Origin of the sequence: Xylanibacter rodentium (assembly GCF_013166575.1) — a bacterium.
GTDB classification, from domain to species: Bacteria; Bacteroidota; Bacteroidia; order Bacteroidales; family Bacteroidaceae; genus Prevotella; species Prevotella rodentium.
This window is the reverse complement of the sequence record NZ_JABKKE010000010.1, coordinates 28255-54338: the sequence shown is the minus strand read 5'-3', so window position 1 is coordinate 54338 and position 26084 is coordinate 28255. Positions and strand designations below refer to the sequence as shown.

The following is a 26084-nucleotide window of genomic DNA, read 5'->3' as shown; positions in this document are numbered from 1 at the left end:
GATATGTACAGAATAATATTGTTTGTTTTCTTTTTATGCGACATCTCCTGTCTGTCAGCCGATGCCCCAAACAAGATGCTTCGTAAATTTCCAAAGTCGTCTCGGAGCAATGGTGTCCTTCTGTCCCAAAGCCGAAACCCAGTAAAGCCCAAGTCACAGGCTGTGGCGGAATCCGCGAAGCCCCTCACCGGTAGCATTTCCGGTCACGACTATGTAGACCTCGGTCTTAGCGTGAAGTGGGCTACGTGCAATGTCGGCGCCTCTTCTCCCTCCGGCTACGGCTCTTACTTTGCTTGGGGTGAAACATCTGACCTTGCGAACTGGGGCGGCAGCTGGCGCCTGCCGACAAAAGCGGAGATAGACGAGTTGGTAAATAAATGTAAGAAAGAATGGACTGTACAAGACGGCAACGAGGGCTATATTGTCATCGGTAATAATGGCAAGTCGATTTTTCTTCCTGCCGCCGGTTGGTACGGCGGTTCGTCGTCTCTCTATGTGGGTGTACTCGGTTATTATTGGAGCTCTTCACCCCGTTCCGTTGAGAGCGGGACATCCAGCGCTGTGGGGGTACGCCGTTTTTATTGGAGTTCCGACGGGAACGTTGACGATTCTGCTTACGGACTGTGTTTCGGCAGTGACTATTTCGATTCCTATTTTCACAGTCGCCAATACAGGCACAGTGTGCGGCTTGTATCAGAATGATACGGAGTACATCCACGTTTGTACAAAGTGCGGAAGAGTATCCTTACCGTATGATTCCTTTTGAGAAAAAGTCATCTGAATACTTGTATTTCATGTTTCGTCCGGACATGCCTTGCGGAGTTTTCAGCGGTGTATGATTTGTCGTTTAGAGGGTGAATATTTGGTTGTCTGATGATTTTTAAACGGCATTGTGTATGTTTTTAGTCGGGAAAATGTTAACTTTGCCTTTGACAAACTAAAAGCTATAAAACAAATGACAGAACCTGAAGTTTCCAAAAGACTGATAACAGACTACTATCGTCTGCATGTCGGAGAGGTGAAGGCCTTTGTCTTAAAACGCATGGACTATTCGGCTGAAAGCGAGGATATCGTGCATGATATATTTCTGAAATTGCTTGAATCGGACAAGATAGTCTCTGCTGTCACGTTGCCGTGCCTTGTATATACAATGGCGCGCAATATGATATATGATTACCTGCGGCATCGTGCGGTGGTTGAGGAATATGAGCATTATATACACAAGGTGTCGGGCAAGTTGGGCGAGGCCGGTTGCAGCTCGGTATATTCGGCTGTCGACATATGCGAGATTCTGGAGCGTGGCATGGCCCGACTGTCGGCCGGACAGCGCAGCATATATCGTATGAACGTGGTCGAGGGCATGCAAGTGTCGGAAATATCGGAGTGTCTCCATGAAAACTACAAGAGCGTGGAAAACCGTCTGGGCATTGCGCGTAAGATGATGAGGATGTATATGAGGCGCATGTTGGCATGACTTTAAATTGTGTGTAGATTTTTACGATTGGATATCTGCCATCAAGGGGTAGCCGTTTTTCAATATTTCCATGGGGAGGATGAGAAGGTGAGCAAAGTGAAACTTGTTTCATCTCTGACGGATATTGTGAAAGCGGCACTTTGGAGATGCGAAAGCGGCACTTTTGCAGTGTGAAAGTGGCACTTTGAGGATGCGAAAGTGCCGCTTTGGGTATATGAAAGCGGCTGTTTGTGATGTTATATTGCGTTGGCGGATGATGTTTTTGGTACTTTTGCACGGCATGGCCTTCCGGCAACGGAGGTGAAAACGGGCAAGAAAAACGGCGCAGCGGGTTCTCGGAAGGGTGTTTTGGGGACGAAAAGTGCTGCTTGAATTCTCCGTTTTACCGATTTAAGATATGTTAATGGGTGTTTTGGGACAGCCAATTCTCCGTTTTCTCCGTCGGATACACTGCGTAATATGTTTACAGAATAAAGCGGTGTTTGTTCCATAATGCGTTTTAAATATGGAATACGGCGGATGTGGTTCGGTTTTTTTTATTACAAAAGTGCCTGTTTTCGGAGAATTGAAAACGGAGAATCTCCGAAAACAGGGTGTACAACTGCTTCTTATATATTGTAATCAAATATTTTATATTTCAATCTGTTATATATAATATATATTATATATAACAGATTGAAATATACCATACGTGAATCGTATATAGTGTATACCTTGTTTTTCAATTCTCCGAATTCTCCGTTTTTGATATTGCACCAATAATTTTGACATTGTCTGCGCGTCAGGTTGTGGTAGACACATGACGGGCATACGTCGCTTTGTCAGTGAAGTTTACGGGGACAGGGTGTATGGCTGTGCATCTGTGCTGTGTTGCGTGAACGAAGGAGGCATGACGCAGTTGTCAGAAAAACCAACATGTTTCTTGAAAAAGCGGAGAATTGGCAGTCCCGATGTACCCATTAACATATGTTAAATCGATAAAACGGAGAATTCGGACCGCATTTTTCATACCGAAATTTGCGTTTCGGAGAATTGTTTCCGTTTTTTGGAGAATTCGTCCTGAGGGGCGTCAATAAAATAGTTATAAGGCTTTTCCTTTGTTTTGCCACAACATGACGAGGCGGCAATGTAGCGAAAGTACATAAAAAGTATTTTATAACGCTTTTATTATCGATGTTTTTAAATACAAGAAAACTGTTATAGTTGCAGTTATTTGAAAGAATTATTGTACTTTTGCAGTGTTTTTTAAAAGCATACGCAATTATGTTTAAGAAGAAGAGAAGATGGCACGTTGACCCATCGCAGGGAGTCACCGAGCTGGATAAGCAGGTGATGTATTGGGAGAACAAAGGCAAACTCGTACCTACCCGCGACTTGATACTGACTCCCGAGCAGATAGAGGGCATCAGGAAGAGCGGCGAAGTGAACACCGGTGTACTCGACGAGGTGGCAAAACATATACATGCAGGTATGAATACACTGGAAATAGACAAGATTTGTTATGACTATTGTGTGGGGCACGGAGCCGTACCGGCATGCCTCAACTATGAAGGTTTTCCCAAAAGCGTGTGTACAAGCATCAACGAGGTAGTGTGCCACGGCATTCCGAAAGAAGAGGATGTGCTGCAGGAGGGCGACATTATCAATGTGGATTTTACGACTATTCTTGACGGCTATTATGCCGATGCCTCCCGAATGTTCATAATAGGCAAGACAACCCCCGAAAAGGAACAGCTCGTGAGGGTGGCAAAGGAGTGCCTGGAGATAGGGGCCGAGACGGCAAAGCCATATTGTTTTGTCGGTGACATCGGCCACGCCATACAGAAACATGCCGACAAATATCACTACGGAGTGGTGCGCGATCTTTGCGGACATGGAGTGGGGCTGAAGTTTCACGAGGAGCCGGAAGTGGCACACTACGGTTATCGCGGCACCGGTATGCTGCTCGTGCCGGGCATGGTGTTTACCATCGAGCCCATGATTAATATGGGAACGTGGAAGGTGTTCATCGATGCCGACGACGAGTATGGCTGGGAGGTCATCACGGGCGACGAGAAACCCAGCGCACAATGGGAGCACACGTTTCTCATGACAGAACACGGCGTTGAGATATTGACAAGATAGAAGATGGTACATGGCTGACGATAAGCATATATATATATTAGGTATAGAGAGCAGCTGCGACGATACGTCGGCAGCCGTGCTTCGCGACGGGGTGCTGCTGAGCAATGTCACGGCGAGTCAGGAGATACACAGGAGCTATGGTGGGGTTGTGCCGGAACTGGCCTCGCGCGCCCATCAGCAGAATGTGGTGCCGGTGGTGGATCAGGCCGTTAAGCGTGCCGGGATATCCAAGGAGCAGCTGTCAGCTGTCGCCTTCACGCGTGGTCCGGGACTGATGGGCTCGTTGCTCGTCGGGGTGAGTTTTGCCAAAGGATTCGCTCGCTCGCTCGGCATACCGCTGATAGATGTCAACCATCTGCAGGGACATGTGCTTGCACACTTTATCCGTGAGGATGGTTCCGATGCGCCGCTGCCGCCGCTGCCGTTCCTGTGTCTGCTCGTAAGCGGCGGGAACTCGCAGATAGTGCGTGTGAATGCCTATAACGACATGCAGGTGCTCGGGCAGACGATAGACGACGCGGCAGGAGAGGCCATCGACAAGTGCTCCAAGGTGATGGGGCTGGGATATCCGGGAGGGCCGATAATAGACCGTCTGGCCCGGCAGGGCAATCCGCATGCCTACAAGTTTGCCGAGCCTCAGATACCGGGGCTTGACTACAGCTTCAGCGGATTGAAGACATCATTCCTGTATTCGATGCGCGACTGGGTGGCTGCAGAGCCGGACTTCATCGAGAAGCATAAGGAAGACATTGCTGCCAGTCTGGAATATACCGTCGTGGACATTCTGATGAAGAAGTTGCGCAAGGCAGTGAAGCAGACCGGCATCAACCATGTGGCAGTGGCCGGGGGCGTGAGTGCCAACAACGGGCTGCGCAATGCTTTCCGCGACCACGCCGAACGCTACGGATGGACAATATACATCCCGAAATTCAGCTATACAACGGACAATGCGGCAATGATCGGCATTACGGGATATTATAAATATCTGGACGGTGACTTTTGCAGCATAGACAAGCCTGCATTCTCAAAGGTAACATTTAAATAAAAAACATATGGATTTTGAAAGTAAGATAATCAGCAGGGAGATAAGTCTGCAACTTTGGGAAATGGAGAAGACGCTGGGAACAGCCGAGAGCTGTACCGGCGGACGTATAGCAGAGGCGATTATATCCATGCCGGGAGCTTCAAAATATTTCAAGGGAGGCATTATATCTTATGTAAACGAGGTGAAGGAAAGTCTGTTAGGTGTAAGCCATGACATTCTGATGGAAAAGACGGCAGTATGCGAGGATGTGGCCGTGAGCATGGTGAAAGGAGCCTGTAAGACTCTTTGCACTGACTATGCCATTGCCGCCACCGGAATAGCCGGACCGTCGGGCGGCTCGCCCGGAATACCGGTAGGAACGATATGGCTGGCATGCGGTTCACGCGATAAGGTGGTGACATACAAGGTGGAAGAGGACCATGGCAGAGATATCAATCTTGCCATAGCTACCAACAAGGCTTTGCAGATGTTTCTGGATTTTCTGAAAGGAGAGAGCGCCGATGCAGAAAATGCAGATGCTACTGAAGTGTCTAAAAAGGAGGGTATAGCAGAATAATATAAAATATTTCTTAAAATATTGATTCTTTTGGGTTAATGTTTTGGATATTATAAAAAATATATTAACTTTGCACTCTGTTTGGAATAAGTTATAAAAAAGGAATCAAAAACTTAGATAGAAATGTCGAAGATTTGTCAGATTACGGGAAAGAAAGCACAGATAGGTAATCATGTGTCCCACTCAAAACATCGCACCAAGCGTAGCTTTGATGTAAATCTGTTCAGCAAGAAATTCTATTATGTAGAAGAGGAATGTTGGATTAGTTTGAAGATCAGTGCCGCCGGATTGCGTATGATTAACAAGGTGGGTCTCGACGCCGCTCTTAAGCAGGCTGTAGCAAAGGGATTTTGCGAGTGGAAAGACATTAAAGTAATAGGAGACTAAGCACTATGGCAAAGAAAGCAAAAGGCAACAGAGTACAGGTCATTCTGGAGTGTACTGAAATCAAGAACAGTGGACTGCCCGGCACAAGCCGTTACGTTACGACAAAGAATCGTAAGAACACTCCCGAGAGAATGGAATTGATGAAGTACAATCCTATTATGAAGAAGATGACGCTTCACAAAGAGATTAAATAACTATATAATATAGCGCTTAAGATATGGCAAAGAAAACCGTCGCCACCCTCCATGAAGGTTCAAAGGATGGGCGTGCTTATACAAAGGTCATCAAGATGGTGAAGAGCCCCAAGACCGGTGCTTACATCTTTGATGAGCGTATGGTTCCTAACGAAGACGTTAAGGACTTCTTTAAGTAAAGATTTTATCTTATAACTTATTAATATAAAAAGACAGGCCGTACGATTGATGTATGGTCTGTCTTTTTTTGTATATCATGCAGAAGGCTCTGTGTTGCGGGATTACTCATGATGATACGGTTCACCCTTGATGATGGTGCATGCTCTATATAGTTGTTCGGTGAATATGAGGCGTACCATCTGATGTGAGAACGTCATCTTGGACAACGATATCATTTCGTTGGCCTTGTCGTATATCTGTTGTGAGAATCCGTATGGTCCGCCTATTACGAAGACAAGTCTGCGGGCGGTATTCTGTTTCTGTACGAGCCACTTTGCAAAGTCCGTGCTTCTATATTCTTTGCCGTGTTCGTCCATAAGTACTACATAGTCCGATGTCTGTATGTATTTTACAATCAGTTCGCCTTCAAGTTGCTTTTGCTGATTCTCTGTCAGCTTCTTCGTGTTTTTCAGTTCGGGGATGGTAATGATATCAAACGGCATGTAATGGTTTATGCGCTGCACATAGTCATTTATGCCTGCTGTAAAGTTCTTGTCAGCGGTTTTCCCAACGAGTATCAGCAGTGTCTTCATTTGTCCTCGTATTCGTGCTTACGTTTCGGATTCATCGGAAACCATCCTTTCTTTACACGTTTCTTTTGGTCGAACAACTCTCCGATGGACCATAGCAGCGATGCTCCTGTTACACCGAGTACTGACGAAACGATAACGTTTTCTACGAACAGGGCGGAGGCAATGGCTGCCACTCCTGTCAGTAGGAAGATCCACCAGAAACGTGTGCCAGTGTGATATTCCGTCTTTATTACTATTGGATGGAATACGCCTATAATAAGAAATGTGCTGACTGCTATGATTATTCCTGTGAAATACAACTGCATATGGGTATGTTTTGGTTGTGGTTATAGAGTGATGTCGGTTATTTCAGTTATCTCAGGTCTATTATCTCGACGTTGGGATATGATTTGGGATTGAAGCGGAACATGTTGTCGTTCAGTGCCGACCTTTTCAGACCGCTGATGCTTATTGTACTCCATTTGTTGCCTTGTCTCATCTTTATTTGCGACGGTACATAGGTGGTCTTGTTGGCATAGATATACATTTCCTGAATGCTACGTTTGCTGTTTGTTGCCTTGAGATGTACTTCGTAGTTGCTTCCGGTAGTCTTCATACTGTATGTGAATCCGCTTTTATATATGTTTATGAAGTTGTACGGATTGATGGCCTGCAGTTCGTTTTCTCCAGGTGTGTTGACGTTTACTTCGTTGTTGTTCTTCATATAGGTCCATTGGGTCTTTCCGTCGAACCAAACGTTGGCTTGTGATGTTGTGGCATAGAATTTCTTTCCCTTCACCGATATTGTTCCGCTGATGCCTCCGTTCTGTACGTTTGATATCTTGAAGTTGGCTGTAACCCCCGTCCGGCTGCTTATTGTTGCTGCTATCTTGTCGAGTACGCTCTTTGCCGTTTGGGCAATCATGATGTTGCACATTAACATCGATATTAATATAAGGCTGATTTTTTTCATTGTCTTGTCTGTTACATTAAATAAATAGGTCAATCTCTTTAATTACTGTATTTACACAAATATCCGTTTCTGTCTATCTCTTTGTCCATGAATTCAGCAGATTGTCGAGGCTGACCTCGTCTTGAATCATTACTTCTCGTGGCTTGCTTCCCATGGCGGCCCCTACAACGCCGGCTTTCTCCAATTGGTCCATCAGTCGTCCCGCACGGTTGTAGCCTATCGAGAATTTGCGCTGTATGAGGCTTGTACTTCCCGATTGATTGAGTACTATCAGGCGTGCCGCTTCTTCGAACAGCGGATCAAGATGCTGCATGTCTACGTCGGGTGCGCCGTCTGCTCCGCTGCCGGTGTCGGTGTCTGGCTCCGGAAGTTCGAACGGTGTGAGATAACCTTGTTGTCTGGCGATGAAGTTGTTGATGTTCTCTACCTCCGGAGTGTCTACAAATGCGCATTGGACACGCACCGGTTCATTGCCGTTGAGGAAAAGCAAATCGCCACGTCCTATCAGTTGGTTGGCACCGGGGCGGTCGAGGATGGTTTTTGAGTCTATCATCGCACTCACTTTGAAAGCTATTCTTCCAGGGAAATTGGCTTTGATGTTACCTGTGATGATGGTTGTTGTGGGTCGCTGTGTGGCAATTACCATGTGAATGCCTACAGCGCGTGCCAATTGGGCAATGCGTGCTATGGGCAGTTCTATTTCTTTTCCTGCAGTCATTATCAGGTCTCCGAACTCGTCGATGATGACCACGATGTATGGCATGAACTTGTGGCCTTTTTGCGGGTTTAGCTGTCTGTCCTTGAATTTTTTGTTATATTCCTTTATATTTCTTGCTCCAGCTATTTTCAGAAGGTCATAGCGTGTGTCCATCTCTTTGCAGAGGCTGTTGAGTGTGCGCACAACCTTTGTTACGTCTGTTATTATAGGTTCTGAGTCTTCGTCAGGAACTTTTGCCAGGAAGTGGTTGGCTATTGGGCCGTATATGCTGAACTCAACCTTTTTCGGGTCGATCAGCACAATCTTCAGTTCTGCCGGATGTTTTTTATACAGCATTGATGTGATGATGGTGTTCAGTCCAACGGACTTGCCTTGTCCGGTAGCGCCGGCCACGAGCAGATGGGGTATCTTTGCCAAGTCAAACATGAACACCTCGTTTGTGATGGTCTTGCCAATGGCACATGGCAGTTCCATAACGCTTTCCTGAAACTTCTTCGAGTTGAGTATGCTCTCCATCGACACGATGTTAGGCTTGGCGTTCGGCACTTCGATACCTATGGTCCCTTTGCCGGGTATAGGGGCAATGATACGTATGCCCAATGCAGAAAGACTTAGTGCGATGTCGTCTTCCAGATTGCGTATTTTAGAAATGCGGACTCCTTGTGCAGGGGTTATCTCATATAGTGTTATGGTCGGGCCGACAGTGGCCTTGATGCTGCTTATTTCCACACCGAAGTTGCGCAGTACCTCGACAATACGGTTCTTGTTTGCCGTCTGTTCAGCCATATCGATATATGGTTTGCCGTCGTTTTCATACTTTTTCAGCAGGTCGAGAGTGGGATAGTGATAGTTTTCCAAGTCGAGTTTCGGATCGTATGGTGCCATCTCTTCATCATCGGGATTTACTAATTTTTTTCCATGCGCTTTCTCTTCGCTCTTGCCCACTTTGATATCCATTTCAGGGTCAGTTCTTTTTGTGCTTTCGGCTTGTGTGTCTGTCATATCGGCACGGTCTTTCGGATTGTCGTTTTCCGCTCTTTCCGGTGTATCCTGCATAGCGGTATCTTCATCGAAATTTATAGTCTGTGCTTCGGGGTTGTCAAATGTATCCGGGTCTTCCACGATGTGTTCCGGTTCCGTCTCCATCTCGTCGCTTTCCGTCTCCAGTCTCATTTCCTTGTTGTTGCTTATTTCAAACTTCACCCTGTCAGTGAAAAATTTTACAGGATTGAGCATTTTTCTTATAACATATATCGTTTCGGTACTGATATATGTGAGGAAACCGACAGCCACAAGACACAGCAGTGCAGTCAGTCCGGGCGATCCTACAAGGTTTTCTATCCATCTTGCAATGTATTGGCCATGGTCGCCGCCGGTGTTGAAACTGCTGTTTGGAAACAATGGCGTAATGAATTTGGCAAGTGTCACCGAGGCCCATACCATAATGATTGTCATGCAGATAAACCATTTCGACAGGTTTATTATGTATACCCTCATCATCTTTAATGATATCATTATCAGGAATGTGGGTATCAGGAATGCCGCAATGCCGAAACAGCGTTTTACGAAATAATATGCTGTATATGCGCCTATCGAACCGCAGTTGTTCATGAATTCTCTTTTCTCGTTCATGATTTCTCCTGCTCTCGGGACTTCAATAAGACTCTGGTCTGCATTCCCTGTGGTGAAAAATGATATGAATGCCATCGTCATATATATGGCTATGATTAGTGAAGCGAGGCCGGTCATAAAGTTCAGTTTCTCGTTATGGAATACTTTGCTGAAGCCGATGCTTTCGCTGAACGATGTTGTATTATTTGCTTTTTTACGTTTTGCCATCTCCAAACTTTCTCAATTATTCTGCAAAAGTAGCAGAAAAAACTTATATTTTATAATAAACTCATTGCTTTTTTGTATTTTTGCAGTTTGAAAACAGCCGATAATGAAAAAACTATTATATAACAAGTACGACAAGTCGCGTATAGCGTCGTTGCCACGTGTGCTTTTTGAGGGACGCATTGTTGTGGTCCTTTCCGATTTCGAGGCTGAGCGAGCCGTAGATTATTTGCTCTCAATGCCTATACTCGGTGTTGATACGGAGACACGTCCTTCGTTCAAGCGGGGTGTCGTACATAGAGTTGCCTTGCTTCAGGTTTCGTCATATGACACCTGTTTTCTTTTTCGTCTGAATCATATAGGAATATCCCCTGTAATAAAACGACTGCTCGAAGACACAACCGTGCCTAAGATAGGTCTGTCTCTTAACGATGACCTTACAATGTTGCGAAGGGTTGCAGACTTTACCCCCGGCAATTTTATTGACTTGCAGGATCATGTCAGAGAGATCGGTGTAGAGGATCTTAGTCTGCAAAAGCTGTATGCTAATTTTTTCGGACAGAAGATAAGCAAGCACCAGCGGCTGACCAATTGGGAAGCCGATGTCCTTTCAGACAAGCAGAAACTTTATGCAGCTACGGATGCCTGGACATGTATCAATCTCTACGAAGAGCTTCAGCGTCTTAAGGCGACTGGCGATTATGAGCTGATAATAAAGGATTCAGACATTAAAGCGTAGGTATGATTATATGTCAATGATTCATTGTATGTTCTTTCGAAATTATATAATTACACTATAAACAATGTATAAGCAGATATATCTAAAGCGAGGCAAGGAAGATAGTCTCAAGCGCTTTCATCCATGGGTATTTTCGGGTGCCATCCATCATGCCGATGACGGTATAGAAGAAGGTGATACAGTGAGAGTAATCACCTCATCTGGTGATTTCATCGCTGTGGGACATTATCAGATAGGGTCTATTGCAGTTCGTGTCTTGTCTTTTCGTGACGTTACTGTGGATTCGTCTTTTTGGGAGTCGCGCATACGCTCGGCACTACGTCTGCGCGTTGCCATGGGTATAGCCGACAATTCCACAAACAATACTTATCGTTTGGTGCATGGCGAGGGAGACAATCTGCCCGGACTTGTGGTCGATGTTTATGGAAAGACAGCTGTCATGCAGGCTCACAGCGTGGGCATGCATATATGTCGTATGGATGTGGCTCAGGCTATCGTCAAGGTTTCTGACGGACGGATAGAGAATATATACTATAAGAGCGAGACAACCTTGCCGTTCAAGGCTGACCTCGGACAAGAGAACGGATTCATCTATGGCAGTAGTGATGACAATACGGCAATGGAAAACGGTCTGCGTTTCCATGTAGACTGGCTGAAGGGGCAAAAGACCGGTTTCTTTGTCGACCAACGTGAAAACCGTAGTCTGCTTGAGCGTTACTCTTATGGTCGCAAGGTGCTCAATATGTTCTGTTATACCGGTGGATTCTCCTTTTATGCCATGCGTGGCGGGGCTTCCCTTGTGCATTCCGTGGACAGTAGTGCCAAGGCCATTGAACTGACACGTCGCAATGTTGAACTGAATTTCCCTGGCGATACCCGTCATGAAGCATTCTGTGAAGATGCTTTCAAGTATCTTGATGAGGCCGGGAGTCACTATGATATCGTGATTCTCGATCCGCCGGCTTTTGCCAAGCATAGGGGGGCCATACGTAATGCGCTCAAAGGTTACTGCCGTCTAAATGCCAAAGCCTTTGAGAAGATAAAAAGCGGCGGCATATTGTTCACGTTTTCGTGCAGTCAGGTGATAACGAAAGACAATTTCCGCAATGCTGTCTTCACGGCTGCCGCCATGTCAGGACGTAAAGTACGCATACTTCATCAGTTGCACCAGCCTGCCGATCATCCCATCAATATTTATCATCCTGAGGGCGAATACCTCAAAGGACTTGTATTATACGTAGAGTGAGCCTTGACAACAAAAGATATTGTATCGGCGTATATTGACCGCTATGGGATGCTGGACAGCAAAGCCAAGCATATCGTAGCTCTCAGTGGAGGAGCTGACAGCGTGGCCTTGCTTCTGCTCTTGATGTCTTTGGGCTATGATGTGGAGGTGGCCCATTGCAATTTCCATCTGCGTGGTGAGGAATCGTGCCGCGACGAGCGTTTCGTGAAGTCATTGTGTGACGAACGCGGCGTGCCTTTCCATGTCGCTCATTTTGCAACTGCCGAATATGCTTCGCTTCACAAGATAAGCATTGAGATGGCCGCTCGTGAATTGCGCTACCGATATTTTGAGCAGTTGCGCCATGATATAGGTGCTGCCGATATCTGTGTGGCTCATCATAGCGACGACAGTGTTGAGACGCTGCTGATGAACCTTGTGCGTGGCACAGGTATACACGGGTTGACTGGCATACGTCCGATAAACGGATATGTGCGTCGTCCGCTCCTTTGCATCAGCCGTTCTGACATTGAAAGTTATTTAGCTTCTGAGGGTCAGGATTATGTCACTGACAGTACAAACCTTGTAGACGATGTTACGCGCAACAAGTTCAGGCTGAACGTAATTCCCCTGCTGAAAGAGATAAATCCTTCGGCAACAGACAATATCCGTCGTACTGCGGAATATGTCGGTGAGGCCGTCCGTGTGTTTGATGATGCTATGTCCGCCGGTCGCCGTCGCGTGACGGAATCTGTCGGTCAGGATGTTATTGTACCGTCTTGCAGTGGGGTCATTTTGGTGACGGCCCGTCTGATGGCCGAACCGTCACCCGAAAGCCTGCTGTACAGTATACTCAGTGACTATGGTTTTACTTCGGCTCAGGTTGAACAGGTGTATGCCAATATTGATGTATCATCATCGGGGCGTGTTTACTCCTCTTCCGGATTTGATCTACTTATAGACCGTGGGCGCATTATTATCGAACCGCGGCACGTAGCGATAAGACTTATGAAAATAATAGACCCTGGGGTATATGTCCTTTCTGACGGGCGTCGTATTACTGTTTCACAGCATGATATCGATAGCGATTTCGTATTGCCACGTACTGCTGATACGGTGTGTCTTGATGCTGATAAAGTGTCGTTTCCGCTCGTTTTGCGGCCTGCTGCTGCCGGTGATCGTTTCGTGCCTTTGGGTATGCGTGGTTCAAAACTTGTGAGCGACTATCTCACTGATCGTAAGCGTACTCTTTTCGATAAGCGCCGCAGTATAGTGCTTGCCGATTGTAATGGAGATATAGTCTGGCTGGTGGGTGAGCGTCCGGACAATCGCTTTCGCATAACTACGCATAGCCGGAGAGTAGTCAGGCTGAAAATAGAAAAAGCTAAGAATTAAAAGTCAAGAGTTATGATGTGCTTTACCTGATTGGTATAGTAATCATAACTCTTGACTTTTTACTCTTTATTTTTAATTCTTGACTTCCAGCGTCAGTTCTTCCGCATTTTCTTTTTTGTCAATGCGTATTGTCGTGCCTGGTGCCGGTTCGTTGTTTATTATCAGTTCGCTCAGTCCGTCCTCTATATAAGTTTGTATGGAACGTTTCAGCGGGCGCGCCCCGAACTGTACGTCATATCCTTTTGAGGCAACAAACTCTTTGGCCTTATCGCTTATCTCGACTTTGTATCCCAATGTTTCCACGCGCTTGAGCATCCCGATGATTTCAATATCCGTTATCTTTTTTATAGCCTCAAGATCCAGCTGGTCGAACGTTACAATTTCGTCAAGACGGTTGAGAAATTCGGGTGAGAACTGTTTGCTGAGTGACTTCTGTATTATACCGCGTGCATATTCCTTGTCTTTCTCGTTGAGTGCCGGACCTATGGTTGTGGCATTGAATCCTACACCACGCGAAAAATCTTTTAACTGCTTTGTTCCGGCATTGCTTGTCATTATGATTACCGTGTTGCGGAAATCGACAAAGCGGCCGTTGCCGTCTGTCAGTCGTCCTTCGTCAAGTACTTGCAAAAGCAGGTTATACACATTGCCGTGAGCCTTCTCTATCTCGTCCAGCAATACGATGGAGTAGGGATGACGGCGCACACGCTCCGTCAGTTGTCCGCCTTCTTCGTAACCCACATATCCCGGAGGCGCTCCGATAAGTCTTGACACGTTGAAACTTTCGGTATATTCGCTCATGTCAATGCGTATCAGTGCATCTGTCGAACCAAACATGAACTCGGCCAGTTTTTTTGTCAGATAGGTCTTTCCTACACCGGTCGGGCCGAGAAACATGAATGCGCCAATAGGGCGGTTGGGGTCTTTCAGTCCCACACGGTTGCGTTGTATGGCTTTCACCATTTTGTCTATGGCTGCATCCTGTGCTATTACGGCACCTTTCAATTCGGCAGCCATGCCTTTCAGGCGTATTCCCTCGGCCTGTGCCATGCGTTGTACGGGAATTCCGGTCATCATCGAAACCACGTCAGCCACATCATGTTCGGTCACGGTCTGACGTTCACCGCTTTCTCCGTTTGTCCATTTCTCATTTAGTTCTTTCAGTTCTGCTTCCAGTTCCGTCTGTCTGTCGCGGTATCCCGCAGCCAGTTCAAAGTTCTGATTTATCACAGCACTTTGTTTCTTCTCTTTGATATACTTTATTTCTTTCTCCTTTTCGGTTATCTCAGGCGGAATCTGTACGCTACCCAAATGTACCCGAGAGCCGACTTCGTCAAGTGCGTCAATGGCTTTGTCGGGAAACTGTCGGTCGGTGATGTATCGGGCTGTCAGTTTGACACATGCCTCAATAGCCTCATCCGTATATATTACATGGTGATGGCGCTCATACCGGTCTTTTATATTGCTCAGTATTGTAAGTGTCTCGTCGGCCGTTGTCGGCTCAACAATCACTTTTTGGAATCGTCGTTCCAAAGCTCCATCTTTTTCTATGCTGTTGCGGTATTCGTCAAGTGTGGTAGCACCTATGCACTGTATCGTGCCTCTTGCTAATGCCGGTTTTAGAATGTTGGCTGCATCCATGCTTCCAGGTGTAGAGCCGGCTCCCACGAGTGTATGTATTTCGTCAATGAATATTATAACATCGGGGTTCTGTTCGATTTCCTTTATCAGAGCTCTTATTCGCTCTTCAAACTGACCGCGGTATTTTGTTCCCGCCACTAAAGACGTCATGTCGAGACTTATCACCCTTTTCCCGAAAAGCACCGGTGATACATGGCGTGAGGCTATCATTTGTGCCAGTCCTTCGACAATAGCACTCTTTCCTACTCCAGGTTCACCTATAAGTATAGGATTGTTTTTTTTGCGTCGGCATAAAATCTCTACAACTCTCATTATTTCACGTTCGCGTCCGACGATAGGGTCTAATTTTCCCTCGGTGGCAACTTGTGTCATGTCGGTACCGAAGTTGTCGAGAACCGGTGTTTTACTTTGCTGTTTCTGCGTATGTGCTATTTTGGATGAGTTGCTGGTATGATTTTTAGAATCATTAATTTGCTCCATATCATCCTCATCCTCATCAGGCAATCCTATACCGTCGTAAGTGTTGTTGTTTAGTTGCAACATGGCGAAAACGTCTTCATAATTTATATTGTTAATCTCCAGTATATATTTGGCTCCGTTGTCAACTTGATCGTGCAGTATTGCGAGCAGTAGGTGTTGTTCGTCTACACGTTGTGTATGTTGTATACGGGCTTCAAGAACAGCGAGCTTCAATATATTGCTAGCTTTTTCATTTAATACAAGTTCAGTTGTTTTTATCGGTAGTCTGAGTTCGTCTTCTCTAACTCGGTCTTCCAAATCTGCTTTTACGGATTGTAAGTCGATGTTAAGTCTTCTAAACACCTCTGCTACCGGACCGTTTTTCATTTTGAGCATACCGAGTAACAGGTGTTCCGGGCCAACCGATCGACTGGCCAGTCGTGTGGCTTCCTCCCTACTGTAGGCGAGTATTTCCGATACTTTAGGTGAAAATTGGCTGGTCATATTTTTTGGTTCCTCCTTTTATTTCTTCAATGATTTATTATTTCTGTTATGTATTTGCAAAAGGCATGCCAAAAAAGTGTTTTAATTGCAAAGAAGATAAAATACTTGTCTAAATAGCTTCATTACACGACTTATTAATACGGGCATACAGAGCAGGCAAGATGGTGGGAAAGTATAGCTCCAAAATGAGATTACGGTTATATATTATTAATTTTGAAGACCTACTAAACCCATAGGTATTACTGTCAGGACAAGTCAGTAATAATGGTTCGTTTCGGTTAAGACAAAGAGTGCCGGGCCATAAATTTCATGGCCCGGCACTCTTTGTTATTATTGCTCTTTTAGTCTTTGTTCAAAAATTAGTTTTTTCTTACAACCAGTTTCGTATTCTTTAAGCCGTCGGTTGTTGCTGTCAGCGTGACTTTTCCTGCTTCACGTTTAGAGCGCAGTATGACCGTAGCTGTTCCATTATAGAGACGACGCTTGTTGCCAACGGTTAGTTCTTCGCTCGTGATGTCACCATTGATTACACCGACAATCTCCGCAGGGCCGTCTATAGCAAATGTCAGATTGTTGTGTGCTCCCCGCACCCGGCGTCCCTTTTTGTCGACGGCAGTTATGCGTACGTGTTGCAGATCCGTTCCGTCGGCTTTCCAGTCTGCATTATCCATCTCTGCTTTCAGTGCCATAGCATCTGTTGTTGTCTCTATTCTGTGACGCGCCACTATCTTTCCGTCTGTTTTTGCCACAGCCTCTATATATCCTGCTTCATATTTCACACCATCCCATTTGATCTTATTGCGTGTCTTAGGTTCTTTCGAATTCTTTTTGACTCCAATACTCTTTCCATTGATAAATAGTTCCACCTCGTCTGCATTGGTATATGTATAGAGCGACATGGAGCTTCCTTGCTTGCGGTTCCAGTGGTCAGACATGCGCTGCGTACCTACTTTCACGTCATTCCACACTGTATTGTCATCGCTGTCGATGATGCCGATGTGCACTACTGGTTCCTCCGGTTTGAATATGCTTCTGAGGAAATAAGCTATCGGTTTCGGTTCGAGTGATATGTCAAACACTCCTTGTGCCCATCCCTTTGCAGGCCAGCCGTTAGATTCTCCCAGATAGTCTATCATGCCCCAATATGCCAAACCGACCACTTTGTCGAGATCCATTTCATAATAGTTAGGTCCCATCATTGCCGTATTAGCCTCACTCTGATAGAATATCATATTGGGGAAACGGCGTCTGTCACCAGGAAAATACATATAGCGATAGTTGTACGATGCTATGTCAGTCTCGTGCACAAGCGGTGCCGGCAGCGAATCCGTCTTCTGATTACGTCCGCGGGGATGCATGGCTACCGTTACAGGCCTGGTCGTATCGTAACGGTGGAGCAATTCGCGTTGCAAACGATATGGGGTAACTCCCCAATCGGCATATGGCAGATTCCAGTATGTCTGTAATTCATTGCCGAGACTCCACATCACTACCGACGGATGGTTACGGTCACGACGTATGAATTCCGGGATATCCTGCTGCCACAGATTTAGCCACTCCGTTCGGCCTCCTGCAAACTGTGTGAGCCATTTGTCGTAAAGTTCGTCTACCACGAGCATTCCATATTTGTCGCATAAGTCAAGAAAAGATTTGCTGTAAGGATTGTGAGAAGTACGTATATGATTGAATCCATACTCTTTGAGCAACTGTATCCGCTTCTCCATTGCACGTGGATATGCGGCAGCACCGAGAGCACCGAGAGTGTGGTGATTGGCTATGCCTTTGAATATCACTTTCTTGCCATTGAGCTTGAATCCGAATTCGGGTGAATATTCTATCGAACGTATACCGAAGTGTTCCTCCACTCTGTCTGCCACGGTCCCGTCCGGACGCATCAGTGTCACAACAGCTGTATAGAGATAAGGAGATTCGCAACTCCACAACTTCGGTGCATCCATGGTAATGCTGTCCACGATATGTTCGTTTATCTTCTGACCACGGTTGAAAGGTATATCCTTTGTGGCATCGTATACGGCATTGCCTTCGGCATCCAGAATCCTTGTGTTTACTTTCAGGTCTTTTATCTTCAGATAGCACGCCATTTCTGCCTGTATCTTCACTGTGGCTTTTTGCTCGCTGACAACCGGAGTTGTGATATATAGCGGGTGACGTGTGAAGTACTGTTGACCGTCTGTCACTATCAGATTGACGTCACGAAACAATCCACCACCTGTATACCAACGTGAATTTTCAGGTCTTTGTGTGTTGGACTTGACTGCAATCACATTCGACTGACCATATTTGAGCAGTTTTGTAACATCAATATCAAATCCTACATATCCGTAGTCAGTTCCTCCAACACGCTGTCCGTTCAGATAAACGTCTCCAACAAGCATTATGCCTTCGAAATCAAGTATAACGCGCTTGCCTTTCCATGAGGCGTCGGGGGTGATGTTCTTACGATACCATCCTATGCCCATTTCCTTGAACCCACGCGAGCTGAGACGGCTTTTCACATTGCTTGCGGCATCACTGTTGTCGGCTTTTTCTCCTTTTTCCGGAGCTATCCACGGCTGATGTATCTGAAAATCGTGAGGCACGTTTATCGTTTGCCATCCACTGTCATCAAAATCAGGAGTTTGCGCACCATCCACATCACCGGCATGGAAACGCCAGTCAAAATTCAGACTTTCAACAATGCGCGGATTGTTGTCGGCCATCATTGGCAAGATTGCCATCACGGCTAAAAAAAATAAAGATATACGTTTCATATTTTAGTAGAATTGTTATTGTGCAAAGATACGAATAAAAGCCGAAAAAACTGACAAAATATAAAAATAATGCGTTGCCGAAACTGCTATAAGAAAAGATTCTGTATAAAATCAGAAGGATACCGAAACACAATTCCGGTACCATTGTCCGGTTGGTGTTCCAGTATCCTTTCCTTCTAAGCTATGAAAAACACAATTATCCTTTATTACAGATTGAGCGACTTTTTAATGGCTTCAATTTTCTCCGCAGCAGCCTTTGTGCAACGCTCGTAGCATCCGGCACACTTCATTGTACTATCCTTTATTTCAATATAGAACTTTATCTTCGGTTCAGTACCTGACGGACGTACGCTTATCTTTGTCTCGTCGTCACAGAACCATTGCAGCACGTTGCTTGTTGTCGGCATATCCATCTTAGTTACTGTTCCGTCGGCACATTTCTGTTCCAATGTCTGATAGTCTTTCCATACAACAACCTTGCTTCCTCCCAATTCTTTTGGCGGGTTGTTGCGGAAGTCCGTCATCATCTGCTTTATTTCGTCGGCTCCGCTCTTTCCTGGTTTTACAACGTTGATAGTGAATTCCTGTGAGAATCCATACTCCACATAGATATCCATCAGCAGATCATAAAGCGTCTTGCCTTGGTCTTTGGCATATGCACAAATCTCAGCCAGCAAAGAGCATGCCGATACGGCATCTTTGTCACGAACGAAGTCTTGTGCCAAGAATCCGTAGCTCTCTTCGCCTCCACCAATATATTGTTGCTTTCCTTCCGACAATGCAATTTCTCGTGCTATCCATTTGAATCCCGTATAGCAGTCGCGCATCTCGATGTTCTGTTTCTCTGCAATCTTTCGTATAACCTCTGTCGTAACGATAGTCTTGACGATAAAATCTCCTTCTTTCATCTTACCCGTAGCTTTACGGTTCGTGATGATGTAATATAGGAACAACAGACATGTCTGATTGCCGTTTATCAGAATCCACTCGCCTTTGTCATTCTTACATGCCATGCCCACACGGTCAGCGTCGGGGTCACTGGCCATCACGATATCGGCATCCATAGCTTTGGCGTCGCGCAATGCCAAAGTGAGAGCCTCGCCGTTTTCCGGGTTGGGTGATACCACAGTCGGGAAATCACCGCTCTTTATCATCTGTTCTTCCACGCAATGTACGTTCTCGAATCCCCAGAACTTCAACGAACGCGGTATCATTGTCATACCCGTGCCGTGTAGTGGAGTATAAACAATCTTCAAATCCTTCTGACGTTCAATTACTTTCGGGTCAATGCAAATTTCCTTTATGCGTTCCAAATAAACCTTGTCTATTTCTTCACCGATAATCTGTATCAGCTCTTTATTGCCTGCAAACTTTACGTCGTCTACAGTCACTTTGTTCACTTCATCGATAATTCCGGTGTCGTGTGGTGAAAGTACCTGTGCACCGTCCTCCCAGTAAGCCTTGTATCCGTTGTATTCGCGAGGATTGTGACTGGCCGTAACGTTGACACCCGCTTGACACTTCAGATATCTTATGGCAAAAGAGCATTCCGGTGTAGGGCGCATATCGTCAAACAGATAAACCTTTATTCCGTTTGCCGAGAAAATGTTTGCCACCGTCTCTGCAAACAGACGGCTGTTGTTGCGGCAGTCGTGGCAAACAACGACTGATATCTCGTTGCGGTCTTCAAAATTCTTCTTCAGATAATTGGCGAATCCTTGTGTCGCCATACCAACAGTATATACGTTCATTCGGTTGCTTCCGGCTCCCATTATACCGCGCAAACCTCCTGTTCCAAATTCAAGGTCTTTATAGAAACACTCGATAAGATTGGTCTTATCCTCATCTGACAACATTTTCTGTACGGCTTGTTTGGTCTCTTCATCAAAAGCCGGTGCAAGCCATTGCTGTGCTTTTGCCTCACATTGGGCAATAAGCTGGGTGTTATTTTCCATAATTGTATAAGTTTTATAAATCAATTTATTTTTCACAAAGATAATAAAAAAATAGATAATCAGTTATATGTATGTACTATTTTTGTTTTTTTTAGCTAAAAACATTCATTGAAAAGATGCAAAGCGCATATGTAAGAGCTGTGTCTTACTTCTCGTTAAGCATCTTGTCTATTTCCTCGAACTTGCGGCCCATGTTCAAGTTCAAATATATTCTGTAAAGTGCAGGAGCCCATTTGTCCTTGTCGTCAGGAGCTATTGTACGATACTTTTCCATGTATGGACAGGCCTTGTCGTATAATTCTTTTAGTTTGTTTTTCACACTCTTTGTTGTACTGCCTTTTTTCTCCATGTCCAACGCCATATTGATATATGCCATACCTGCATAGAAATAGGGTTCCGGCAGAGAGTCATTGATGCTTATGAGCAAGTCGCTCGTCTTTATACAGTCCTCATCCCTGCCCATATTGAACAGCAACATAGATTTGGCCAATAGGAACAACTTGTTTTTGTCGTCAGTATCCAAAGCCTTGTCTGCAACTGCCAATGCGCTGTCAAACATATTATGTCCTGTATAGTAATCTATCAGCCTTGGGAAGAAATATTCATATTGTGGATAGCGCCTGAATCCTTCGTTCAGTGCTGCTACATATCCTTTCCCGTCGCCCGTTTTCTTGCATGCGGCAGCCTTGAAACGTAACAGGTGTCGCAGACGCGATGTGTCCTTGAGTGCCATATCATAGTATTTCATTATCATTTCCGCACTGTCAAGTTTGTACCCGCAATATGAGGCCCAATAGGCGGCCTCTGTCATCTTTCTGTCGGAATCAATATAGTCATATCCGTCGAACAACGGCTGGGCTCCACAATCTATATACATATCATAAAAAGAGAAAGCTTTGTCATAGTTCTTCTTCCTGACATGATAGGCTCCGCCATTGTACAGGTTGGCCCGATAGCCATTCAATTCGGCTGCATTTTTGCGTCTGTATGCCGGTTTCACCTTTCCATGTTTATCAGGCATCATATCCACCGAGTCGAGCCGCTCAAGAATCGTAAACATACGTTTCGTATGATCGAATAGTGCGGCTGTATCATACTGCTCTTTCAGATACAGTTTTTCATTGCCCTTGTCATATTGTTTTTTCACAATCTGATACAAGAGTAAGTGAATCTTTGCCTTGCTGCGCCCCACAGAGTCATCCGCAAGCAAATCAGTAATGATTTTCTCCGCCTTATCCAGATTGTTGCCGCTCTTCAGATAAGACCGTGCCTGAGCCATCTCTTTTCGTTGAGCTCTCAGGCACGGTGTTGTCAATAGTAAGAGAAGCAGTATGTAAACGAGCCTCTTTGTCACTTTTACGTTTTATTTTTTAGTTGTTGCCAAGCAAAGCCTCCATTTCAGCCGATTTTTCTTTCTCACCGAGTGAATAGTATATCTGATATAACGGATATGCCCAATTAACCTTCTCGCGGTTAGGATCGAGTTCGCGCGCTTTCTCAAGATATTCTTTAGACTGAAGGAGTATGTTTTTCACCTTATTAAAATTCTCGGTAGTAAGATTGCCTGTCTTCTTGTCTGCCACCTTGTCTTTGAGTTCGATGGCTTTCGAGTTCAGACAAACACCGGTGTTGAAGATCACCTGCACGAATGTCGGGTCGATCTCGGCTGCTTTCTTATACGAAGCCACGGCTGCATCCCACTGCTGTGAATTCATTTCGGCCTCACCTTTGAGTGCCCATGCCATCTTGTTCTGCGGATAAGCGGCAACTTCCTCTTCGGCCCACTTCTTCATGGCGTTCTTATCGCCCGACTTGATATAGTAGTCCATGAGCAGATTGAAGTATCTGTCCTCTTCAGGATGCTGTGTATGCAACTCCTTTACGGTGTTCACATATGACAGTGTGTCCTCTTTTGTTTTTGCACCGTCCTTCTTGGCGAAGAGCAGAATTTCGTTGGCATCGGCCTTTCTCTCCGGGTCCTCGGCCGCTATCTTGGCATATTTTGTGGCAGCGGCATAATCCTTGTTTTGGTAAGCCAGAAGACCGGCAAAATAAGCTATCTGCGAACGATATTCGTCTTTAGACAGATCCACGCCCTCAAACATCGGGCTTGCCGTACAGTCAACATACAATCCCCATGCCTTTTGGGCATCCTCAGATTTTTTGTGAGTGTGGGCATATTGTCCTGCTGCGATCAGTCCGAGACGTCCGTTGGTGTATCTGTCTTGATTGGCCTTGCGGAAACGTATCTTCACCTTGCCTTTCTCATTGGGTTGCACGTCATACTCGTCACACTTCATTGCTGCCTCCAGCGCCTTCACGATACTGGAGTACATCAATGCCGAGTCGGCTTCGGGTTTGTCCTTCATCACAGCATGTTCGCCGGCCAGCTGACCCTGATGTTCATATTCTTTGTAGCAGATGTTGTTGAGTGTATTCCATGCGGCAGCTTTATCTTTTGTCGCATCCGATGTCAGCGCAGGCGTAATCACTTTCACTGCTTCCCCATATTCTCCTTTGTCACAGAGTTTCTGTGCCTGTTTTACCAGGTCGTCTTGCGCAAACGCAGTAGTGGCGGACATGGCTGCCATAACTGCCATCATCATAATTTTTTTCATTGTGGTAATTTGTTTAAAAGTTAATCATCGTTGTCTCTATACGGTGAGGGCGCTTTCGGAAGTTTTATTCCAAGGGCTGTTCCTGTCCGGCATTCTCATCCGGTTCACCTTGTTCTGCCTCGTCCTCGTCTGTTGCACTCATCACTTTGCATACGCTGGCGATAGTGTCGTTCTTTTTCGTCAGGTTGATCAGACGCACACCCTGTGTCGCTCGTCCCATCACTCTCACGTCGGCCACTTTCAGACGTATCAGTATGCCGCTCTTATTGATTATCATGAGGTCGTTCTCGTCGGTTACTACCTTTATGGCTACCAGACGGCCTGTCTTTTCTGTGATGCTGAGTGTCTTCACGCCCTTGGCTCCACGTGCCGTCTTGCGGTAGTCTTCAATACCAGTGCGCTTCCCATATCCCTTTTCGCTCACCACCATGATGGTTTCTGTCTGAGGATCGTTCACGCACACCATGCCTACCACTTCGTCGTCGCCCTCATCAAGGCGCATGCCCCTGACTCCGGTCGATACGCGGCCCATCACTCTTACGTCATTCTCGTTGAAGCGGATGGCGCGTCCGTTGCGGTTGGCTATTATCAGTTCGTTGTTGCCGTTGGTCAGTCTTACTCCAACCACCTGATCTCCATCGGCTATGTTTATTGCAATCACGCCGTTGGCTCTCGGCCGGCTGTAGGCATCAAGGCACGTCTTTTTTATAATGCCGTTCTTTGTAGCGAACACTACATAGTGGTTCTTTACAAATTCCTCATCGTCAAATTTTTTGATTCGCAGCACGGCATTGATAGCGTCGTCCGATTCTATGTTGAGCAGGTTCTGTATTGCGCGGCCCTTTGCGTTCTTTGTGCCTTCTGGTATTTCGTAGCACTTCAACCAATAGCAACGGCCTTTTTGGGTGAAGAAAAGCAGCGTGTTGTGCATCGTGGCAGGATATATATATTCTGTAAAGTCGGAATCGCGTGTCTGCGCTCCCTTGCTGCCCACGCCACCGCGGCTCTGCTCGCGGAACTCTGTAAGCGCTGTGCGTTTTATGTATCCCATATGGCTGATGGTTATCACCACAGGATCGTCGGGATAGAAATCCTCGGCATTGAACTCATCGCTGGAGTATTTTATTTCGGTACGGCGTTCGTCTCCATATTTCTCTTTGACTTCGAGCAGTTCTTCCTTCATCACTTTCTTACATAGCTCCGGGTCGTCCAGTATTGACTGAAGGTATGCTATGAGTGCCTGCAGGTCCTCATATTCCTTGTGTAGCTTGTCCATGTTGAGGCCGGTGAGCTGTGCCAGACGCATATCGACAATGGCCTTGGCCTGTACGTCGTCAAAATCGAAACGCTCTTTCAGTTTCTCCACGGCTTCCTGCGGTGTCTTTGAGGCACGTATCAAGTGCACCACCTCGTCAATGTTGTCGCATGCCACAATGAGTGCTTGCAATATGTGGGCGCGGTCCTGTGCCTTTTTCAGGTCGAATCGTGTGCGGCGTATTGTCACGTCGTGGCGGTGGTCTATGAAGTAGCGCACGCAGTCTTTAAGTGACAACAGGCGTGGACGACCCTTGACCAATGCAATGCAATTCACTGAGAATGAGCTTTGAAGAGCCGTCATCTTGAAGAGTTTGTTGAGCACAACATTGGCGTTGGCCTCACGTTTCACGTCTACCACGATGCGCATGCCCTGACGGCCAGACTCATCGTTGACATAACTGATTCCCTCGACTTTCTTTTCAACAGCCAAATCAGCGATGTATTTCACCAAATCGGCTTTGTTTACACCGTAAGGAATCTCCGTTATTACAATCTTGTCGTGGGTGTCGCCGCTCTCAATTTCGGCCTTGGCACGCATCACTATGCGTCCTCTACCTGTCTCATAGGCGTCTTTCACACCTTGTATACCATATATATACGCTCCCGTGGGAAAGTCGGGTGCCTTGATGTACTGCATCAGTCCGTCGGTGTCTATATCCGGATTGTCTATATACGCGCAGCATCCGTCTATGACCTCGCCAAGGTTGTGTGTGGGGATATTTGTTGCCATACCCACTGCAATACCGTTGCCGCCGTTGACCAGTAGATTAGGGATTTTTGTGGGCATCACTGTAGGTTCCTGCAACGAATCGTCGAAGTTGTTGGCCATGTCTACGGTGTCCTTCTCCAGATCGTCCATCACATGCTCGCCCATCTTCGACAGACGGCACTCGGTGTAACGCATGGCAGCAGCCGAATCTCCATCGACAGAGCCGAAGTTGCCCTGTCCGTCAACCAGCGTATAGCGCATGTTCCACTCCTGAGCCATGCGTACGAGGGCTCCATATACAGAACTGTCACCATGGGGATGATACTTTCCAAGAACTTCGCCCACCACGCGTGCACATTTCTTGTATGGTTTGTCACTGCTGTTGCCGATACCCATCATTCCGTATAGGATACGGCGGTGCACAGGCTTGAAGCCGTCGCGCACATCGGGAAGGGCACGGGCCACGATGACTGACATCGAATAGTCGATGTACGAGGATTTCATCTCTTCCTCGATGTTGATTTTAATGATTCTGTCTTGATCTAATGTCTGATCCATTGAATGTTATTGAATATATCTCTGTTTTGATTATTATTCCTTGCATTTCTGCCGAATTTACGCTATCATGCCAGAATCAACAGCGACACTGACATTTATATGCAAAATGGCATTTAAGCATGTTTTTGGCCGTTTTGACGGCATTTGTCTCTTTT

21 protein-coding genes are annotated in these 26084 nt (G+C 46.0%); 11 read left to right on the top strand and 10 right to left on the bottom strand.

Annotated elements, in window-relative coordinates; all coding sequences use genetic code 11:
* The first annotated feature begins 75 nt into the window (after window positions 1-75).
* The 8 genes from HPS55_RS07295 to HPS55_RS07260 all read left to right on the top strand — a co-directional run bounded on the left by HPS55_RS07295 (window position 76) and on the right by HPS55_RS07260 (window position 5959).
* The gene (locus tag HPS55_RS07295; protein WP_172175545.1) at window positions 76-702 is read left to right on the top strand and encodes a fibrobacter succinogenes major paralogous domain-containing protein; all 627 of its coding nucleotides are present in this window, start codon (window positions 76-78) and stop codon (window positions 700-702) included.
* A gap of 253 nt (window positions 703-955) precedes the next feature.
* Window positions 956-1474, top strand: a complete 519-nt coding sequence (locus tag HPS55_RS07290) for an RNA polymerase sigma factor (protein WP_172175547.1) — start codon at window positions 956-958, stop codon at window positions 1472-1474.
* Window positions 1475-2737: 1263 nt separating this feature from the next.
* The gene (gene map / locus HPS55_RS07285) at window positions 2738-3598 is read left to right on the top strand and encodes a type I methionyl aminopeptidase (RefSeq protein WP_216653111.1); all 861 of its coding nucleotides are present in this window, start codon (window positions 2738-2740) and stop codon (window positions 3596-3598) included.
* Between the two features lie 10 nt (window positions 3599-3608).
* Window positions 3609-4643 (top strand): tRNA (adenosine(37)-N6)-threonylcarbamoyltransferase complex transferase subunit TsaD, encoded by a 1035-nt coding sequence (gene tsaD, locus HPS55_RS07280; RefSeq protein ID WP_172175549.1) that lies wholly within the window; start codon window positions 3609-3611, stop codon window positions 4641-4643.
* 7 nt (window positions 4644-4650) lie between these two features.
* Entirely contained in the window at window positions 4651-5199 is a 549-nt protein-coding gene (locus HPS55_RS07275) for a CinA family protein (protein ID WP_172175551.1), read from the top strand.
* Between the two features lie 123 nt (window positions 5200-5322).
* Entirely contained in the window at window positions 5323-5586 is a 264-nt protein-coding gene (rpmB, locus tag HPS55_RS07270) for a 50S ribosomal protein L28 (RefSeq protein ID WP_172175553.1), read from the top strand.
* A gap of 5 nt (window positions 5587-5591) precedes the next feature.
* On the top strand, window positions 5592-5780 hold the full coding sequence (rpmG, locus tag HPS55_RS07265) for a 50S ribosomal protein L33 (RefSeq protein WP_172175555.1): 189 nt from the start codon (window positions 5592-5594) through the stop codon (window positions 5778-5780).
* 23 nt (window positions 5781-5803) lie between these two features.
* Window positions 5804-5959, top strand: coding sequence for a DUF4295 domain-containing protein (locus HPS55_RS07260; protein WP_172175557.1), 156 nt, complete (start codon window positions 5804-5806; stop codon window positions 5957-5959).
* A gap of 102 nt (window positions 5960-6061) precedes the next feature.
* Here HPS55_RS07260 and rlmH read toward each other — a convergent pair whose 3' ends face one another.
* From rlmH to HPS55_RS07240, 4 genes are all read right to left on the bottom strand, one after another.
* Window positions 6062-6532 (bottom strand): 23S rRNA (pseudouridine(1915)-N(3))-methyltransferase RlmH, encoded by a 471-nt coding sequence (rlmH, locus tag HPS55_RS07255; protein ID WP_172175559.1) that lies wholly within the window; start codon window positions 6530-6532, stop codon window positions 6062-6064.
* Window positions 6529-6837 carry a DUF4491 family protein gene (locus HPS55_RS07250; RefSeq protein ID WP_172175561.1) on the bottom strand — a complete coding sequence of 103 codons (309 nt, stop codon included), beginning with the start codon at window positions 6835-6837 and terminating at the stop codon, window positions 6529-6531. Before HPS55_RS07250 ends, rlmH begins: the two co-directional genes overlap by 4 nt.
* A 47-nt stretch (window positions 6838-6884) precedes the next feature.
* Window positions 6885-7484 carry a LolA-like putative outer membrane lipoprotein chaperone gene (locus HPS55_RS07245; RefSeq protein ID WP_172175563.1) on the bottom strand — a complete coding sequence of 200 codons (600 nt, stop codon included), beginning with the start codon at window positions 7482-7484 and terminating at the stop codon, window positions 6885-6887.
* Between the two features lie 73 nt (window positions 7485-7557).
* On the bottom strand, window positions 7558-10041 hold the full coding sequence (locus HPS55_RS07240) for an FtsK/SpoIIIE family DNA translocase (protein ID WP_172175565.1): 2484 nt from the start codon (window positions 10039-10041) through the stop codon (window positions 7558-7560).
* A 103-nt stretch (window positions 10042-10144) separates the two neighbouring features.
* On the opposite strand from HPS55_RS07240, the gene HPS55_RS07235 reads away from it, so the two are divergent.
* From HPS55_RS07235 to tilS, 3 genes are all read left to right on the top strand, one after another.
* On the top strand, window positions 10145-10777 hold the full coding sequence (locus HPS55_RS07235; RefSeq protein WP_172175567.1) for a 3'-5' exonuclease: 633 nt from the start codon (window positions 10145-10147) through the stop codon (window positions 10775-10777).
* A gap of 64 nt (window positions 10778-10841) precedes the next feature.
* On the top strand, window positions 10842-12023 hold the full coding sequence (locus HPS55_RS07230) for a class I SAM-dependent rRNA methyltransferase (RefSeq protein WP_172175569.1): 1182 nt from the start codon (window positions 10842-10844) through the stop codon (window positions 12021-12023).
* A 3-nt stretch (window positions 12024-12026) separates the two neighbouring features.
* Window positions 12027-13397 (top strand): tRNA lysidine(34) synthetase TilS, encoded by a 1371-nt coding sequence (gene tilS / locus HPS55_RS07225; protein WP_253945798.1) that lies wholly within the window; start codon window positions 12027-12029, stop codon window positions 13395-13397.
* 72 nt (window positions 13398-13469) lie between these two features.
* Here the strand turns inward: tilS and HPS55_RS07220 are convergent, their stop codons facing one another.
* From HPS55_RS07220 to gyrA, 6 genes are all read right to left on the bottom strand, one after another.
* A complete protein-coding gene (locus HPS55_RS07220) occupies window positions 13470-16001 on the bottom strand; it encodes an ATP-dependent Clp protease ATP-binding subunit (protein WP_172175571.1) in 2532 nt (843 codons plus the stop codon).
* A gap of 359 nt (window positions 16002-16360) precedes the next feature.
* The gene (locus HPS55_RS07215) at window positions 16361-18739 is read right to left on the bottom strand and encodes a glycoside hydrolase family 2 TIM barrel-domain containing protein (RefSeq protein ID WP_253945799.1); all 2379 of its coding nucleotides are present in this window, start codon (window positions 18737-18739) and stop codon (window positions 16361-16363) included.
* A 239-nt stretch (window positions 18740-18978) separates the two neighbouring features.
* Window positions 18979-20727 carry a phospho-sugar mutase gene (locus tag HPS55_RS07210; protein WP_172175575.1) on the bottom strand — a complete coding sequence of 583 codons (1749 nt, stop codon included), beginning with the start codon at window positions 20725-20727 and terminating at the stop codon, window positions 18979-18981.
* A 145-nt stretch (window positions 20728-20872) separates the two neighbouring features.
* A complete protein-coding gene (locus HPS55_RS07205) occupies window positions 20873-22006 on the bottom strand; it encodes a tetratricopeptide repeat protein (RefSeq protein ID WP_172175577.1) in 1134 nt (377 codons plus the stop codon).
* Window positions 22007-22097: 91 nt separating this feature from the next.
* On the bottom strand, window positions 22098-23345 hold the full coding sequence (locus tag HPS55_RS07200) for a tetratricopeptide repeat protein (protein ID WP_172175579.1): 1248 nt from the start codon (window positions 23343-23345) through the stop codon (window positions 22098-22100).
* 64 nt (window positions 23346-23409) lie between these two features.
* Window positions 23410-25929, bottom strand: coding sequence for a DNA gyrase subunit A (gene gyrA, locus HPS55_RS07195; protein WP_172175581.1), 2520 nt, complete (start codon window positions 25927-25929; stop codon window positions 23410-23412).
* Window positions 25930-26084: the final 155 nt, after the last annotated feature.